The organism is Massilia orientalis (genome assembly GCF_030411975.2).
Classification (GTDB): domain Bacteria; phylum Pseudomonadota; class Gammaproteobacteria; order Burkholderiales; family Burkholderiaceae_D; genus Telluria; species Telluria orientalis.
Genome location: NZ_JASNRB020000011.1, coordinates 20,781 through 37,610, shown reverse-complemented (window position 1 = coordinate 37,610; position 16,830 = coordinate 20,781). Strand labels below are relative to the sequence as shown.

General features: G+C 66.0%; 11 protein-coding genes. 3 read left to right on the top strand and 8 right to left on the bottom strand.

Annotation, left to right across the window (positions count from 1 at the left end; genetic code table 11):
- Positions 1-96: 96 nt before the first annotated feature.
- Complete coding sequence (locus QPK29_RS18445) at positions 97-2,754, top strand: TonB-dependent receptor (protein ID WP_371770674.1); 2,658 nt, start codon at positions 97-99, stop codon at positions 2,752-2,754.
- A gap of 66 nt (positions 2,755-2,820) precedes the next feature.
- Positions 2,821-3,675 (top strand): alpha/beta hydrolase, encoded by an 855-nt coding sequence (locus QPK29_RS18440; protein WP_371770673.1) that lies wholly within the window; start codon positions 2,821-2,823, stop codon positions 3,673-3,675.
- A gap of 244 nt (positions 3,676-3,919) precedes the next feature.
- Here the strand turns inward: QPK29_RS18440 and QPK29_RS18435 are convergent, their stop codons facing one another.
- From QPK29_RS18435 to QPK29_RS18405, 7 genes are all read right to left on the bottom strand, one after another.
- Entirely contained in the window at positions 3,920-4,687 is a 768-nt protein-coding gene (locus QPK29_RS18435) for a ThuA domain-containing protein (RefSeq protein ID WP_371770672.1), read from the bottom strand.
- Positions 4,688-4,697: 10 nt separating this feature from the next.
- The gene (locus QPK29_RS18430; protein WP_371770671.1) at positions 4,698-5,591 is read right to left on the bottom strand and encodes an alpha/beta hydrolase; all 894 of its coding nucleotides are present in this window, start codon (positions 5,589-5,591) and stop codon (positions 4,698-4,700) included.
- On the bottom strand, positions 5,581-8,616 hold the full coding sequence (locus QPK29_RS18425) for a glycosyl hydrolase family 28-related protein (protein WP_371770670.1): 3,036 nt from the start codon (positions 8,614-8,616) through the stop codon (positions 5,581-5,583). Before QPK29_RS18425 ends, QPK29_RS18430 begins: the two co-directional genes overlap by 11 nt.
- A gap of 6 nt (positions 8,617-8,622) precedes the next feature.
- Positions 8,623-9,945, bottom strand: a complete 1,323-nt coding sequence (locus QPK29_RS18420; protein ID WP_371770669.1) for a gluconate:H+ symporter — start codon at positions 9,943-9,945, stop codon at positions 8,623-8,625.
- A gap of 13 nt (positions 9,946-9,958) precedes the next feature.
- A complete protein-coding gene (locus QPK29_RS18415; protein WP_371770668.1) occupies positions 9,959-12,937 on the bottom strand; it encodes a TonB-dependent receptor domain-containing protein in 2,979 nt (992 codons plus the stop codon).
- A 73-nt stretch (positions 12,938-13,010) separates the two neighbouring features.
- The gene (locus QPK29_RS18410; RefSeq protein ID WP_229412262.1) at positions 13,011-13,547 is read right to left on the bottom strand and encodes a gluconokinase; all 537 of its coding nucleotides are present in this window, start codon (positions 13,545-13,547) and stop codon (positions 13,011-13,013) included.
- Between the two features lie 242 nt (positions 13,548-13,789).
- A complete protein-coding gene (locus QPK29_RS18405) occupies positions 13,790-14,866 on the bottom strand; it encodes an AI-2E family transporter (RefSeq protein ID WP_371770667.1) in 1,077 nt (358 codons plus the stop codon).
- 143 nt (positions 14,867-15,009) lie between these two features.
- Here QPK29_RS18405 and QPK29_RS18400 point away from each other — a divergent pair, with 143 nt between their 5' ends.
- Entirely contained in the window at positions 15,010-15,567 is a 558-nt protein-coding gene (locus QPK29_RS18400; RefSeq protein ID WP_371770666.1) for a putative glycolipid-binding domain-containing protein, read from the top strand.
- Here QPK29_RS18400 and QPK29_RS18395 read toward each other — a convergent pair.
- Positions 15,534-16,763, bottom strand: coding sequence for a DUF418 domain-containing protein (locus tag QPK29_RS18395; protein WP_371770665.1), 1,230 nt, complete (start codon positions 16,761-16,763; stop codon positions 15,534-15,536). The genes QPK29_RS18400 and QPK29_RS18395 overlap by 34 nt on opposite strands.
- Between the last annotated feature and the right edge of the window lie 67 nt (positions 16,764-16,830).

Below are 16,830 nucleotides of genomic sequence, written 5' to 3'. Positions count from 1 at the left end.
GGCGAAATTCTTTGATTTTACGAATTCCGATTGAAATACTCGTCGATACGTGACCGGTTCGCCGGCACGCAGAATTCAAAAAACCAAGGAGATATGATGCTGCATCCAATCAAACGGACGGCCATGAGCGTGGCCGTCGCCAGTGCCTGCACCTTCGCCGCCATGCCCGGCTGGGCGCAGACCGACGCCAAGCCTGCGCAGTCCGCCGACACGATTCCCGAAGTGACGGTGACCGCCACCCGCTTCAGCACCTCGCTGCTCAAGACGCCGGTCGCCGTGACGGCGTTCTCGCAGGACCAGCTGACCCGCAAGGGCGCCACCAACATCCGCGACCTCGCCAACGACATCCCCAACGTCACCATCGACTCGGGCCTGGACAACGGCGTGCAGATCACGATCCGCGGCATCACGTCGACCAACTTCACCGAGACGGGCGACCCGGCCGTGGGCTTCCATGTCGACGGCCTGTACTCGCCGCGGCCGCAGGGCGCGCAGGCGCTGATGTTCGACATCGACCAGCTCGAAGTGCTGCGCGGTCCGCAGGGCACGCTGTTCGGCCGCAACTCGACGGGCGGCAGCGTCAACGTCATCACCGCGAAGCCCGACTTCAACGGCAACTACGGCCGCGTGGAGACGGACCTGGGCAACTACAACAAGAAGCAGGTCAACTGGGTGCAGAACGTCGTCGTCAACGACAAGCTGGCGCTGCGCGGCTCCTTCATGCGCGTGCGCCGCGACGGCTACGCCGACCAGCACCAGGACCTGTCGGAAGCGAACGTGCCGTCGAAAGGCTGGATCCCGAATGGCGTGCCGGACGTCGACATGCGCTACAACCGCCAGGTCCGCCCGTCCGACTACTACACCAACCAGAACGAGTGGGCCGCGCGCCTGCAGGCCCTGCTGCGCGTCAACAAGGACCTCACCCTGCACGCCGCTTACGAGCACTTCCAGGATTCGGGCGCGGGCTATGCGTTCTTCCGCGACTGCGGCGCCGGCGTGGGCACGCGCTATGCCTGCACCAACGACGAGTTCTACATCAACGTCAACGTGCCGGGCCAGACCGACATGAAGATCCGCACGGTGCGCGCGGGCGCGGACTGGAACGTCAACGACCGCACGTCGGTGAGCTACAACTTCGCCGTCGCCGACCAGCGCCGCAGCCAGATCTCGGACGACGACCTGGGCCTGCAGAACGCGCCGTCGTGGGCCGACATCGCCCCGTTCCCAAATACGAAGGACGGCAACTGGGGCACCTGGCCGCTGCGCGACACGTGGCACCGCACCGCGGATTCGCGCTACCTGTCGACCGTGCACGAACTGCAGCTCAAGCAGCAGCTGGGTTCCTTGAAATACGTGTCCGGCCTGTTCTGGATGCACGAGCGTAACCGCATCGACTACGAGATGACGGAAGCGATCCAGAAGCCGTTCGGCGACCCGGGCAGCGTGGTGTACGCGCAGCCGAACCGCCAGATCGATTCGAAGGCCATCTTCGGCCAGGCCGACTGGAGCTTCGCGCCGAAGTGGACGGCCACGCTGGGTGCGCGCTACAGCCGCGATTCGAAGGAAGACAAGGGCGGCAAGGTGTACGGCGCCAACTGGATCGGCAACCCGGCCTATTACCGCGGCCTGTACGACCGCGGCATCCCGGGCACGCCGGGCTTCACGATCCACGACGGCACCGACCTGACGCAGCAGATGGGCTGGGCCGGCGGCGGTCCGATCGCCTATGCCGGCTACGCCAACGCGACCAACAACGATCACAAGGAAACCTGGGGCAAGGTGACGTGGCGCGCGGGCCTGCAATTCCAGATCACGCCGCGCCAGATGATGTACGCGTCCGTGTCGACGGGCTACAAGGCGGGCGGTTTCGCGGACAAGGTCGACAGCTGCAACTACCACCTGTGCGCCGCGACCGGCAAGCCGGGCGAGGCGACCTTCCTGCCGTACGGCCCGGAGACCGTCACCAACTATGAGCTGGGCTGGAAGGGCCGCTTCCTGGACAACCGCCTGAGCCTCTCGGCCACCGCCTTCTACATGCGCTACAAGGACATGCAGCTGACGGGGAACTACTTCGTCAACCAGATCATCCCGGACAACGGCCTGCCTTGCCCGGCCGACCAGCCCAAGTGCGACGTGTACGAATCCTGGCGCACGATCAACGTGGGCGACACCCGCATCCCGGGCCTGGAACTGGAATGGGACTACAAGCCGTGGCGCGGCGCGCGCGTGGGCGGCGGCTTCGCCTTCATCGACACCAAGGTACACGGCTTCTACAACTACAGCGACGATTACCAGTGCGGCGACGTGCGCGCGGAATTCGGCGTCCAGCCTTGCCCGGCCATCTACAACGGCCCGGACAAGTCCTTGCTGGGCCGCCGCCTGTACGACATCGACGGCAACCACCTGCCGAACACGCCGAAGTACCAGGTTTACCTGAACTTCTCGCAGGAGTTCGAGCTGCCGGGCGGCTACCGCCTCACGCCGTACGTGAAGGTGAACTGGCGCGACAAGGCCTATTTCGACCTGCGCAACTCGGACTGGGCCGGCATCGGCCGCTACCAGGCCGCGTATGCGCTGGCGGATGCGTCGGCACGCCTGGACGCACCCGACGGCAACTGGTATGCGGAAGCGTACGTGCGCAACGTGACGGACAAGCGCGCCAAGACGAGCAGCGATTCGCTGTGGGGCGGCTTCATGAAAGCCACCTACGTCGAGCCGCGCATGTTCGGCATCCGCGCGGGCTTCAATTATTGAAGACTGCCTGAAGAAAGCCCGTTCCATTCATGGCTAGAATGAGCCGGTGCTCATGGGAGGCCATGGATGGAACGTCGGTGTTTTTTGCTTGCCACGGCTGCCTGCCTGGCCGGTTGCGGAGGCGGCAACGCTTCGGTTCAGCAGACCGTCGCGCCGGTCCCTGCCGCACCGGCGGGCACCGTCGACACCCTCGCCGTCGCGAGCCGCGCGCTCGGGCGCACGATGAACGTCGCGCTCTACCTGCCGCCGGGCGGCGCGCGCCATCCCATCCTCTACCTGTTCCACGGCTTCGGCGGCAACGGCGCAGCGTTCTTCGACGCCGGCCTGGCCATCAACCGCGCGGCCGACCGGCTGGGCACACCGCTCGTCATCGCCGCGCCCGACTACGACAACGGCTTCGGCGTGAACACGACGCCGGCCCAGGGCACATCGAGTGCCGGCGGCACGATCGGCCTGTACGAGGATTATCTGATGACGGAGATGCTGCCGGCCGTCGAATCGCGGCTCGGCGTGGTGGCCACGCGGGCCGACCGCCGCATCGGCGGCGTGTCGATGGGCGGATTCGCCGCGCTGCATCTCGCATTGCGCCACCCGGAGATGTTTTCACGCGTGGGCGCGCACAGCGCCGCGTTATGGGACTACAGCGGCGCGGACCAGTTCACCGGCCAGCGCGACTGGCTGTACCCGACGCCGGCCCTGCGCGCGCAACGCGATCCGCTGCTGCTGGCGCAGCACACTGACCTGCGCGGCCTGCGGTTCTACCTCGACGTCGGCGACCGCGACCCGCTGCGCAAGCAGGACGAGGCGATGCAGGCGGTGCTGGGCGCCGCCAGCGAACTGCACGTGGGCAGCGGCGGCCACGACGCCCAGTTCTGGCGCAGCCGGCTGGAAGACTGGCTGTCCTTCTACAGTGCAACCTGACGCCGCTGGCCCTGAAACAGCCCACCAGATAAATTCGGGGTCAGAGCACTTTTTGAGACACGATCTTCAAAGAAAGATCTTTCGGAGCTACAGCCAGCTCCGGCGTGTGGCTCGGCGTGAATGGCGTCCCGATTGCGCCAATCTAGGAGGAGCACTGTTCACCCGGACATTGACCCGGAATGTGCTCTGACCCCGAATTTGGTCGAAAATGTGCTCTGACCCCGAATTTTTTGACCCCGAATTTTCAGCGCTGCTGGCCGCGGCCCGTCGCCGCCCACCAGATCCCGCCCATCAGGTGCGCGAGATATTGCGGGTCGCGGTACATGTCGCCGTTGTGGCCCAGCAGCGTGACGAACACGCGGCCTTTTTCGACCGTGTGGTACCACGACACCGGGTGATCCTTGCCCATGCCCGTCGACACCTGGCCGGGCCAGATCTTCGTGACGTCGTAGCTGGATTCATCGATGTTCAGCACGGGGTGGATGGCGACCTTGTACGGGTTCGTCGTCTCGTACCACTCGTCGCTCCACATCCAGCGCGGCGGGATGCCGAACGTCGCGGGGAACGTTTTATCCACGACGTCGACGGCGCCCGTCTGCAGCATCGGGTGCGTCTTGAACGAGCGGCCGACGAGCTTCTCGTACCACACCCACCCGTTCGGCGGCGTGATCGCGGCGCGGTGCACGACGACGGCATTCCCGCCGTCACGCATGTAGGCCTCGAACTTCGCGCGCTGCGCCGGATTCAGTTCCTCGCCAGGCGTGTTGAGGAAGACGACGGCCGCGTACTGTTTCAGGTCGCCGTCGAACACCTCGGGCTTGTTCGTGTACGTGAAGTCGAACGCGTGCAGCTTCGCCAGCTTTTCCAGGCTCTCGCGCGCGATCGGGATGTATTCGTAGTGGTACTTGTTGGGGATGGCCAACACGAGCAGCTTGTACTGCACGTCCGCCGCCCAGGCCGCCGGCGTGGCCACGGCAGCGGCCACCGCCAACGTCGATACGATGCGTTTCATGATGATCCTTTCAAGGTGCAGGCACGCCTTCCGGCTTGCGCCCATTGCGCGACACGAGCCAGCCGCCGTCGGACAGCCAGTCCGCGAGGCGATCCGGCCAGTGCTGCAGCGAGATGCGTTCGCCGCGCTGGCCCACGTTGAAGGCGTGGTCCGTGTCCGCGTACAGGTGCAGCTCGGCCGACACGCCGGCCTTCACGAGCTGCTGGTACAGGGTGATGGTGGGCGGCATGCAGCACGTGTCGCGCGAGCCGGCGACGAGGAACGCGGGAGGCGCGCCGTCCACGGCTTTCGCGGGAGAGCCCAGCGGTCCGGGATACACGAGCACCTGGAAGTCCGGGCGCGCGCTCTGGCGGTCCAGCGCATCGGCTTTTCCGCGTGGCGCGGGCTCCGGATTGTCGGCGACGAGCGACACGAGTTCGCCGCCCGCCGAGAAGCCCATGATGCCCACGCGCTGCGGGTCGATGCCGTACTCGCCCGCATGCGCGCGCACCCAGCGCACGGCGCGCCGCAGGTCCGCCGCGCCATCGCCTTCGATGCTGTAGCCGGCGGAATCCGGATCGCGCGCCAGCCGGTATTTCAAGACGAAGGCCGTCACGCCCATGCGGTTCAGCAGCTTGCCCGCCACGACACCCTCGTTCTGGAACACGAGCATGCGATGCCCGCCGCCCGGCACGACGACGATCGCCGCGCCGTTCGCATGGCGCGGGTCGGCGCGCAGCACCGTCAGCGACGGGTCGTGCACGTTGCTGACGTACGCGCCGTCCGTCAGCTTCTCGGGCTCGCCGTGGCGCTTCTCGGAACCGGGCGCGCCGTCGGGCCACAGTTGCACGGCCTGCTGGGCGAGGGCGCTGCCGGCGCAGCCCAGCGCCAGCAGGGCGGAGACAACGATGCGCTTAGTCGACATGGCTTGTGTACAGGCTGTGGTGCGTCAGGATGAACAACGTGCGCTTGTCCGCACCGCCGAAGATCAGCTGCAGCGGCCGTTCCGGCACGTCGATGCGGCCGCGTTCCTTGCCGTCCGGGCCATAGATGAACACCTGGCCGTTGGCGACGTAGACGTTGCCGTCCGGGCCCAGGGTCGCGCTCTCGCCGCCGCGGTCGGCCACCTGCTTCAGGTCCGTGATGGCGCCGCCCTGGCCCACGAGGCCACTGAACGTGCGGTTCTCGGAACCGTTCGTGAAGATCACCCGCTCGCCCACGCGGGCGCTGGTAAAGCCGTGCGTGTCGAGCGTGTCGGACCAGCGGTAGCCCAGGTGGTTCGTCGCGCCCTGGCGCGTCACGCGCCATGCCGGGAGCACGAGGCTGCCGTCCGGCGACACGTATTCCTGCGCCTTCGGCTTCGCCACGTCGCGCGCGAACATCTCGCTCAAGGTGGTGAACTCGTAGGTCTTCGGATCGATCTGGTCCTGGAACTCGCCGTTCTGCCAGAAGTTGACGGGAATGGCCACACGCGCATCCGCACGCGCCGCGGCAGCCGTCGGCTTGATCATCGTGTAGCCTTCCGGCGTCGGCGGCACGTCCGGCTTGAACGCATACACGCTCGCGCTCGGGCCGTAGTGCGACACGACCATCACGTTGCCGCTGCGGTCGATGGCGAGGTTGATCGGGTCGAGCGGCGTGTCGCGCACGATCTCCAGGCCGCGGTCATGGCTCCATGCGTGGACGCGCTTGAAGTGGCGGTCGATGAAGTACAGCTTGCCGTGGGAGTCCACGGCGGCGCCTGCGATGGAGTAGAAGCCGTCCGCGACCTTCTCGACCTTGCCCAGCGGTGCCGGCGCGGCCGTCTGCTTGCCCGTGTAGTCGAGGATCGCGAATTCGCGCTCGCGCACCTGGATGTTGTGCGTGATGTCGGTGATGGCGTTCTCGTACGGGTACTTCGACGCGCGCGCGTACGTCGTGCAGCCGTTTTCGTCGCAGGTGGCGAAGCCGCTCTCGCCGTTCACGTGCACGTTGCGAAAGCGGATGTCGCTGGAATTCGCGATGCGCACAGCCGTCACCGCCGGCTTGATGGAGCGGGTGACGCGGTAGCCGTGGTAGTTCGCGATCAGGATGTTTTTCGAATTCCGGATATCGAGCGACACGGAATCCATGCCGTCGCGGACTTCTTCTTCGGTCTGCGGCGCATAGAACGACCAGTTCTCCACGCCGTCCAGCACGATCTCGTTGCGGATGTGGTGCTCGGCCGAGAGTTCGTACACGCGGCCCGGCGTCTTCGTGTTCGTCACGTAGAAGCCCGCCTGCGCATAGCCGCTCGGCGACCAGATGCCGGTGAACGTGCCGCCGCCGCCGTCCGTCACCCAGACGCTCGGATACTGGCGGTCCCACCAGGCGGTCGTATCCCACCGCTCCGTCTTCTTGTACGGATCGGCGCGCGTGCCGTCGTACAGGCGCGTGCCGTGGCCGCCCTGGATGCGCACGTCGTCGACCAGCGATTGCTCGCCCGCGCGCCACAGCAGCGCGACGGCGCGGTTGTTGACCTCACCGGTCGCGAGGCCGATGCCGGACACGATGCCGGCGCCGCCGCGCGCGCTTTCCAGCAGCGCCTTCGGCGTGTCGACGCCCTGGAACAGCGGCGAGCCGTTCGGCAGCACGAGCTGCGTCAGGCCCGGGTGCAGGCCGACGATCACGGTGTCCGGCTTCATGCGGATCGTGTCGTTGACCATGTAGAAGCCCTGCGGCAGGTACACGACGCGGTTGGTGTCGATCGCTTTCTGGATCGCGGCCGTGTCGTCCGCGCGGCCGTCGCCCTTCGCGCCGAACTTGTGCACGTTGGCCCATTCTTTCGACGGCGGCAGCGCTTTCAGCACACGCTGCGGCGTGGCCTTGGCAGGCAAAGGCGCCGTCTTGTAGTTGGTCGTGAAGCGGCCCGGCGTGCCCAATTGATCGAGCTTCATGCCGTAGTTGAGTTCCGTGACCTCGTACGCGCGGCCCGCGCCCGCGAGGGTCTTGCCGCTGTCGCGGAATTGCGCGAATGTCGGGACATTGCGAGCGGAAGCATGGTCGAACGCGATCTGCGTGTAGACGTTGTCCTCGTTGCTGATGACGACGGCGGCCTTCGCCACGTTCTCGAAGCGGACGTTCTTCGCATACAGCCAGTCGCCGTAGCCGCGGTCGATGTCGATGCCGACCGGGGTGTCGCGGATGTCGACGTTGTCCAGCGTGAGCCCGGCTTCGTGTTCGCGGATGGCGGCGTCGCGCTGGCCGTCGAACGTCGCGTCGACGAGCGTGAACTGCCACGCCGGCGACGTCTTCTCCGCGAGGATGCCGTAGCGGCCCCCGTGGAATTTCAGGTCGTACGCGATGTTGCCGACGTGGTAGACGCCGGCCAGGCCGCTGCCGATATGGAAATCGATGTGCGACAGGTTCGAGTGCTGCGCCGTGTGCATGCGCACGCCGGTGGCGGCCGGGTTGCCGTCGCCGATCTCGAAGTCGACGTTCGACAGCACGGAGTAGAAGGTGGCGGAGTTCGCGTCGCGCACGTCCTTGTCCGCGCCGACGGCGCCGGCGACGGGCATCGGCACCTTGCCCACCGTGTACTGGTCGCCGCCGGTGAAGATCACCATGTTGGCGACGCCCTGCTGGAAGCCCGGCGTCTGCGGCGCCAGCACGAACACGGGACGCGTCGCGCCCACGCCGTACACGCGCACGGCGAGCGGGATCAGGATGCTCTTCGTGATGCGGTAGCGGCCCGACGGCAGGAACACGACGCCGCCTTCGCCCTTGTTGGCGGCGGCGTCGATGGCCTGCTGGATGGCGGCCGTGTCGTCCGTCTTGCCGTCACCCTTGGCATGCACGACGACGGCGCGCGGGTCCTCGGGCATGGTCTGGAAAGCCGACACGGAAGCGGCGGATGCTGGTGCTGCTAGCACGAACGCGAGCACCAGCGCCGCCGGAAGCGGACGTAAAAGCGTTGAAAGCGTAGTCTTCATTTATAGTTATCCTTGAGTGACGAACAGCGACAACAACATCACGAACAGCAGTCCGAACACGCCGACGAGGGTCTCCATCATCGTCCACGAGCGGAACGTATCCTTCAGCGACAGGCCGAAGTATTCCTTGAACATCCAGAAGCCCGAATCGTTCACGTGACTGAACATCAGGCTCCCTGCGCCGACGGCGAGGACCATCAGGTTCGGGTCCACGCCGGAGCTTTCCACGAGCGGCCCGACGACGCCGGCCGCCGTGATGCCGGCCACCGTGGCGGAGCCCAGGCACACGCGGATCAGCGTCGCCACGGCCCAGCCGAGCAGCAGCGGATGCACGGGCATGTGCGCGAGCTGCGTGCCCAGTTCCGCGCTGACGCCGGAATCGATCAGCACCTGTTTCAACCCACCGGCGCCGGCGATGATCATCAAGATCGGCGAGATCTCGCGCAGCGCGCCCGCGGCGCTGTTTGTCACTTTCGAAAACGGCTGGCCGCGGCCGATACCCAGCGTGACGACCGCGACAAAGTACGACAACAGCATCACGATGAGCGGACTGGATAGAAATGCGAGCGGCTTGGACAGGTCGGGACGGACGATCGTGACGAGCGTGAGTGCCCCCAGCACCACGACGGGCAGCAATGCGGTGAAGAAGCTGTTGAAGGTGCCCGGCAGCTCGCTGTCGGGGATCTCCTGCTGCGCGGTGCGGAACATCGGCGCGGGCTCGCCGCGGATGTGCTTCAGCGACATGGCGAAGATCGGCCCGGCGATGATCAGCGTGGGGATCGCGACGACGAGGCCATACAGCAGCGTCTTGCCCATGTCCGCGTGCACGGCGACGACGAGCGCCGTCGCGGACGGATGCGGCGGCAGGAAGCCGTGCGCGATCGACAGGCCCGCCAGCAGCGGCATGCCGAGCGCCACGGCCGGACGGCCGGACTGGTACACGAGCGAGAAGATCAGCGGGATCATCAGCACGAAGCCGACGTTGTAGTACAGCGGCATGCCGACGACGAAGCCGGTGACGGTCATCGCCACCGGGATCCGCGCCATGCCGAGCCGGTCGACGAGGCTGATGGCGATGCGCCGGGCCGCGCCGCTGTCGGCGATCAGCTTGCCGAACACGGCGCCCAGGCAGATCACGACGACCAGGGACCCGAGCAGGTCACCGATCCCCTTTTCGATGGCGCCCGGGATCTTCGCGGCAGGCATCCCGAGCATCAAGGCGGCGACGATGGCTGCGACGACGAACGCGAGGAGCGGCTGAATCTTGCCCCACGCGATCATCACCGTCAGCAGCCCGACCGCCAGCAGTACGGACAGCAGGTTCCACACGGCCGGCCTCCGTTTAGAAGTTGTAGCGCAGGCCGGCGCGGTAGGTGCGTCCCACGACGTCGTACAGGGCGGGGTTGATCGCGAAGCTCGGGTTGGCCTGCGGTGCCGGTTCCGGATCGCGGTCCGCCAGGTTGTCGATCTTGAAGTAGACCATCAGCTGCTTCGACACGTTGTAGCTGCCGCCGAAGTCGACGTAGGTCGCGCCCTTCATCTTGTTGTCGTAGATGGTCGGGTGGATCAAGGTCGACACCGGGCAGTTCGTCTGGCACTCGATGTACTCGTTGCTGTACTTGCCGTCGCTGAACCAGCGCTCGGTGAGGGTCAGGCTCAACTTGTCGTTATCCCACGACTGCGTGGCGAGCAGCTTCCACTTCGGCGTGTTGCCCAGGTTGACGCCAGCCCCTTCCGACGGAATCGTGCCGACGACGCCCGAATCCGTGATGAAGTGCAGCGTGCGGGTGGCCAGCGCACGGACGGTGAAGCGGCCCGGCAGGTTGAATTTATCGAGGTTCGTGCGGTACGCCGACTCGATGTCGAAGCCCTTCAGATGCAGCGAAGCGAGATTGAAATTCTGCACCGTGACGTAGTTGTTGCCCGGGCTGTTCAGCACCATCGCCTGGCAGATTTCCTGGTTGCCGGCCACGCACAGGTCGACTTCCTGCTGGATCGACAAGGTCGAGATCACGTCGTTGACCTTGATGTCGTAGTAGTCGAGCGACGTCGAGAAGCCCGGCGCCCAGCTCGGCTGGCTCAGTACGATGCCGAACGAGTTGTTGCGCGCGATTTCCGGACGCAGGTTCGTGTTGCCGACGGTGCGCTGCTGCACGCTGACCGTGTTGCCCTGGTACTGCACCTGGTTGTTGACGACGACCGGTGCCGCGAACAGTTCGGAGAGGTTCGGTGCGCGCACGTCCTTCGAGCTGACGGCGCGGAAGCGCAGGCCGTCGATCGGCGTCTTCCACGTGGCGCCGATCTTCCAGCTGCTGACGCTGCCGGCGGTGCTGTACTTGGTCTGGCGGTCGGCCAGGTTCAGGTTCGCCTCGCCCCAGGTGTCGGACTTCAGCACGGGCAGGTTCAGCTCGACGTACGCCTCGCGCACGTTGTACGAGCCCGCGCCGTTGTGATAGTTACCGGCATACCAGTTGTTGCCGACCGTGCTGTTGAGGGTCGGATCGAGCGGGTAGGCGGCACCGCCGATCGAATCCGGGGAGACGCCGGCGCCGTACGGGTCGCCGTGCACGTCGTATTTCTCGCGGCGCCATTCGGCACCCGTCGCCATCGACAGCGGACCGGCCCAGCCTTCCCAGATCTCGCCGTTGAAGTTGGCGCTGGCCACGTCCTGGCTCTGCGTCGTGCGCTGGATCGGGCCGGCGCCCGGCGCGATATAGCCCCACGCGGCCGGATCGACCGGATTGTTGCCGATGATGTTCAGCGGCACGCAACCGTTGGCGGCGGCGACGGCGTTGCGGCAGACGATCTTGCCGCTGGCATCGCGCACGGCGTCGATCGCGTTGTTGTAGCGCGTGTTCAGCGTGATGTCGTGGACGTTGATGTTCGTCGTGTTCTCGCCGTGTTCCGCATAGGCGTCGTACGACCAGTCCTTGCCGAACAGCGTGAACGTGCCGTCCGCGCCGACGACGAAGCGGCGCTGCGTGCGCGTCGGGTGGACGTTGATGTTTTCCGGGAAGATCGCGTTCGCCGTGCCGTACTGGAAGCTCTTGATGTTGTTGGCCGCGCAGGCCGCCGCGATCGACGCCGGCAGGAACGGGTTGTCGCACTGGATCGTCAGGTTGGCCTGCTTGGCCGCACCCGGGTTCGGCGAGAAGTGCGATTTCACCTGCGCATAGTTCGCGGTGAAATAGATCTCGTTATCCGCGTCGAGGTCCCAAGACAAGCGCGTGTAGGCGACTTGTCGCTTGAAATTCATCGCGAGGTTCGTACCGGCGCCCACGCTGCCCGAGAGGTCGCCGCCCACGCAGAATGGATTCACGCAGTTCGTGACCTGGCCGGTGCCGGTCGGCACGCCGTTCGAGCCGTAGTTGAACTGGTACGGCACGCCGCCGTCGCCGAACGCGGTGCCCTGCAGCGGGCCGTTCGTGATCAGGCCGTATTTCGAATACTGGTATTGCTGGGCATGGTCGATGGCCATGTATTCCGGCTTGCCGTCGGTGGTCTGCGACAGCGGACGGCGCTGGAACACCGTGTTGCGGTACCACGTGCGGCCGCCCGCGCCCACTTCGCCGAAGCCCGGCGAATCGATGCCGTTTTCCTTGCTGAACTCGCCGCTGACGGTCGCGTGCAGGCGGTCGTCCATGAAGCCCTTGCCCCAGGCGGCCTGCAGCGTGCCGCTCTTGTCGTCGTGGTAGCGCGTCTGGCCGCCCTCGACGTTGGCTTTAAAACCCGTGAATTTTTTGTCGGTGATGAAGTTGACGACGCCACCCACCGCATCGGAACCGTACGACGCCGACGCACCGCCCGTGACGACGTCCACGCGTTTCACCAGCAGTTGCGGGAACTGGCTGACGTCCGTGACGCCGGTGACGTTCGCGCCGACGACGCGCTGGCCGTCGAGCAGGGTCAGGGTCCGGATGGTGCCCAGGCCGCGCAGGCTCAGCGAGCTCAAACCCTGGATGCCGCTCGAGGTGCTGTTGGTGCTCGTCGTGCGGCCCGTGCTGCCTTGCAGCGCCGGCAGTTCGGCCAGCGTGTTGAACAGGTTCGGCTTGGCGGCCTTTTCGAGGTCGGCGCTGGACAGGCTCGTCGTCGGCGTCGGCTGCGTGAAGCCGCGGGCCGCGATGCGCGAGCCGGAAATGCGCACGACGTTCGCTTCCGGGACGGCGGGCGTGGTGCCGGCGGTCTGGTCGGCCGGGGCCGCTTGTGTGTCCGTAGCGGGTTGTTGTGCCGGTTCGGCCTGCTGGGCGTGAGCGGCGCCGAGCATGCCGCAGGCGCTGGCGACGGCGAGGTTGATGAGGGTGCGTTGTAGTGGTGTACGCATGGTAGTCTCCATTATTCTGATGTGGTCGGCATGCCGCCTCGGATGGGCGGCTGGGCCGGGTGCGACGACTGACTTATTGATTGATCGATGCGATGATGCTGGCCACCAGGACGTCTGGCGGCTGGGTAATGTCCAGGGTAATGCCGGCTTCGTCCGGCTGCAGCGGCTCGAGGTCGCGCAACTGGCTGTCCAGCAGGGTGATCGGCATGTAGTGGCCGATGCGCGTCTGCATGCGTGCCGCGATCGTGCCGCGCGGACCATGTAAATGGGCGAAGCGCAGGTTCGGGTCGGCCTGGCGCAACAGGTCGCGGTAGCGGCGCTTGAGTGCCGAGCACGACACGACGACGCCCGTGCCGCGTTCGCGTGCGGCGCCGATCTCGTTGGCCAGGGCTTGCAGCCAGCCGGCGCGGTCGTCGTCCGTCAGCGGGATGCCGGCCGACATCTTGACCACGTTCGGCGCCGGGTGATACGCGTCGCCCTCGAGGAAGGCGACGTCGAACGCCGCGGCGAGGGCGGCAGCGATCGTGCTCTTGCCGCAGCCGCAGACGCCCATGACGACCCAGCGGTAGCCTTCGCCCGACTGGTTGGATACATCGCTTGGTGATGCCATTCTCTCTCTCTTTCTGTCAATTCACAGCGACCGTTAGCGCTATCATTTTTGCCAAGTCTTCAATAAGGCGGCGGGTTTGTAAAGCGTTATTCATGTTGCGGAGCAAACCGGGCGGCGGGCACATCATGCAATTTGCATGAAATGAGGGTCATATCGCTGTTGCGTCAGAGGGAAACCGCGAAAACGGGACTGATAGCGCTATCAGTTGTGCATGGCGGCATTACATTGAGAGCGTGTGGCGTTTACAACACGTTTGCATCACCAGACGTTGGTGGAGTCGTAATCTTGGTCCGATGCAGGCGCATTTGCACGACAAACATCCGCAGTGCGGCCAGGAAGGGAACGGAGAGGAAGATGCCGGCCACGCCGGCCAGTTCCTCGCCGGCGAGCAGGCCGAACACGACGAGGATCGGCGGCACGTCGACGCCCTCGCTCATCAGCCAGGGGCTCAACATATAGTCCTGGAAGACACGGTAGCCGCCGATGAAGAGAATGATCCAGCCCACGTGCTCGTAGCCGCTGAACAGGGCGACGCCCACGATGGCCGCCGCCGCGACGAGCGGCCCCAGCACGGGAATCACTTCCAGCACGGCCGCGACGCCGGCCAGCAGCAGCGCGAACGGCACCCTCATCAGCGACAGCACGAGACCGTAGGCGACGAGCGTCGCCAGCGACAGCAGGGCCAGCGCCCGCACATAGCTCGACAGCACGGTGTTCAGGCCGTGCAGCACGTCCGTCCAGAAGCCGCCGTTGCGGCGGTGGCGCATCGCCACAAGCAGCTCGTCGAACACGGGCGCCTGCAGGATCATCAGGAAGCTCAGGATCGGGACGACGACGACGTAGATCAGGTTGCCGGCCAGGTGCACCAGGCCGTAGCCGATGTTGCGCACGAACGGCATTGCCTCCGCCGAGCCGCCCTGCAACAGGTCGCGCAGGAAAGCGGCCAGGCGCGCGCGCAAGGGTTCGAGCAGGTGGGGCAGCGGCAGGCGCCGCTCCAGCGTGGCGGGATCGAGCAGGGTCGGCAACTGTTGCGCGAGCGCCGTCGCCTGCTCGGCCACCGTGTTGCCGAACAGCCCGACGGCCAGCGCGACGAGCCCGACCACGACGAGGTAGACGAGGCACAGCAGGAGCGTGCGCGGCACGCGGCCGCCGGCGACGCGCTGGGCCAGCACGAACAACGGATAGATGAGGTAGCTGAACAGCACGGCGATCAACATCACCAGCAGCGTTGTCCGCACGAGAAAGACGCCGTACAGACCTGCTATCACCAGCGCGGCCGTCCACACCACGCGGGCCGTACGCGCATCGATACCGAACACGGCGTCTCCCTGTCAGCAACCCGCCACGGCGGCGGGCCTTGTCATGATGATACGGCGACGCCTTCTTCGCTGGCGCGCAACTCCGCCTGGGGGTGCTACATTCGGTGCTACATCAAGCGTGCATGGAGCACAGGGAGGGCCACGTGAAACGCAGCTATCGCTGGGCAACGGAGCAGGGTGGCGGCCTGGAGCATGTCGAACTGGAGACCGGGGAGACCGGGGAGGCCGGCGTGACGGCGGAAGGCGTCCTCATCGGTCCCGCCGGCGGGCGGCTGTTTGCCTGCAGTTATCTGCTGTGCTGCGACGAACAATGGCGCGTGCGCAGCCTTGACGTCCATGTCGCGGGCAAGGGGCAAGTGAGCCTGCACGCCGACGGGGCCGGCAACTGGACTGACGCGGACGGTACCCCGTTGCCGGCGCTGCAGGGCTGCACGGACGTCGACCTGTCCGGCAGTCCCTTCACGAACACGTTGCCGATCCGGCGCCTCGGCGATGCGCTGCATGACCGCCAGGAAATCCGCGTCGCGTACGTCGACCTGCCCAAGCTCGACGTCCAGCCCGTCGCGCAGGCGTACACGCGCGTGGCGCCCGACCGGGTGCGGTTCGAAAGCCTGTCCCGGCCGTTCGCCGCCGACCTCGACGTCGACGGCGACGGCGTCGTGCTGCGCTACGAGGGGTTGTTTACGCGCGTGGCGGGCTGAGCGCTTTTCGTTGACGCTGCGCCGATCCACGTCAGGCGGTGCCATACGGTTTCAAGCGGGCCCTGCTTGTGGCTCTTGAGCCACCAGGCGCTGAAGGTGCCCTGCAGCACGGCCAGCACGATGCCGATGGACAATGCCATCACGGTACCCGCGACCGCGTACAGGCCGAAGCCGAAGCCATAGTACAAGGTCGTGCCGACGATCGATTGCATCATGTAGCTCGTCAGGCTCATCCGTCCCATCCAGCGCAGCTTCCCCAGCACGCTCGCGCCCGCGGCACGGCGGAACAACAGCGCGAAACCCGTCACGAGCAGCAGCATGACGTCCAGGTTGAGCAGCGGGTTGCAGATGGATGCCACCGGCCGGCGCAGGGCCTCGGCGGCAATCCATGTTTCCAGCTGGCTATGAATGAAGAACAGAGGACCGAGCAGCAATAGCGCACCGAAAAAGATGCGCCGCCAGATGCCGATGTTCCGGTCGTTGACGGCGAACAGTCCGAGGCGCCCGGCCAGCATGCCGAACATGAACAGCCCGGGAATCTGCAGGACGCGGCCCATTTCCCAGCTCCACAGCACCACGGCGTGCTTGCCGTTCGTGAGGTTGCCGATCCAGACATCGAGTACCGAACCGTGCATCAGGTATTGGTTTGCGCGGCCGAACATCGACCAGGATTCCGGATCGGGCAGCTTGCCCGGCGCGCTGTCCAGCGCCGCCAGCGCATCGATCCACGCGAACGGCTGCAGGCTCAGGAAGCAGGCCAGCAGGAAGACGGTGCGCGTACCCAGGCGCGCCACAGGGATCAGCACGAGGCCGAGCACGGCATAGATCGACAGGATGTCGCCGTGGTAGAACGCGGAATTCACCAGGCCGAACCCGAGCAGGAGCAGCATCCGCCACGCGAAGCGCGGCCGGAAATCCTCCCCGCGCCGGGCCCGGGCGTCGTACTGCAGGTGGAACGTCAGGCCGAACAGCAGGGCGAAGATGGCATATGACTTGCCGCCGAACAGGGCGAACATGGCGTCCCAGATGTGTTGTCCCAGTCCCTTCAGCCAGGCGGGCTCGCCCGGCGGCGAAAAATAGAGATCGAAGTGCTCGATGTTATGCAGCAGCATGATCGAGACGATGGCAAAGCCGCGCAGGGCGTCGACGAGGTCGAGGCGGGAGTCGGTACGGGGCATGTCGGAGGAGGGCGTCATGGTATTCCTGTCCGTTTTTTGGGCCCGGCCATTCTAGTTTGGAATCGTTTTCATCTCCACTATATTT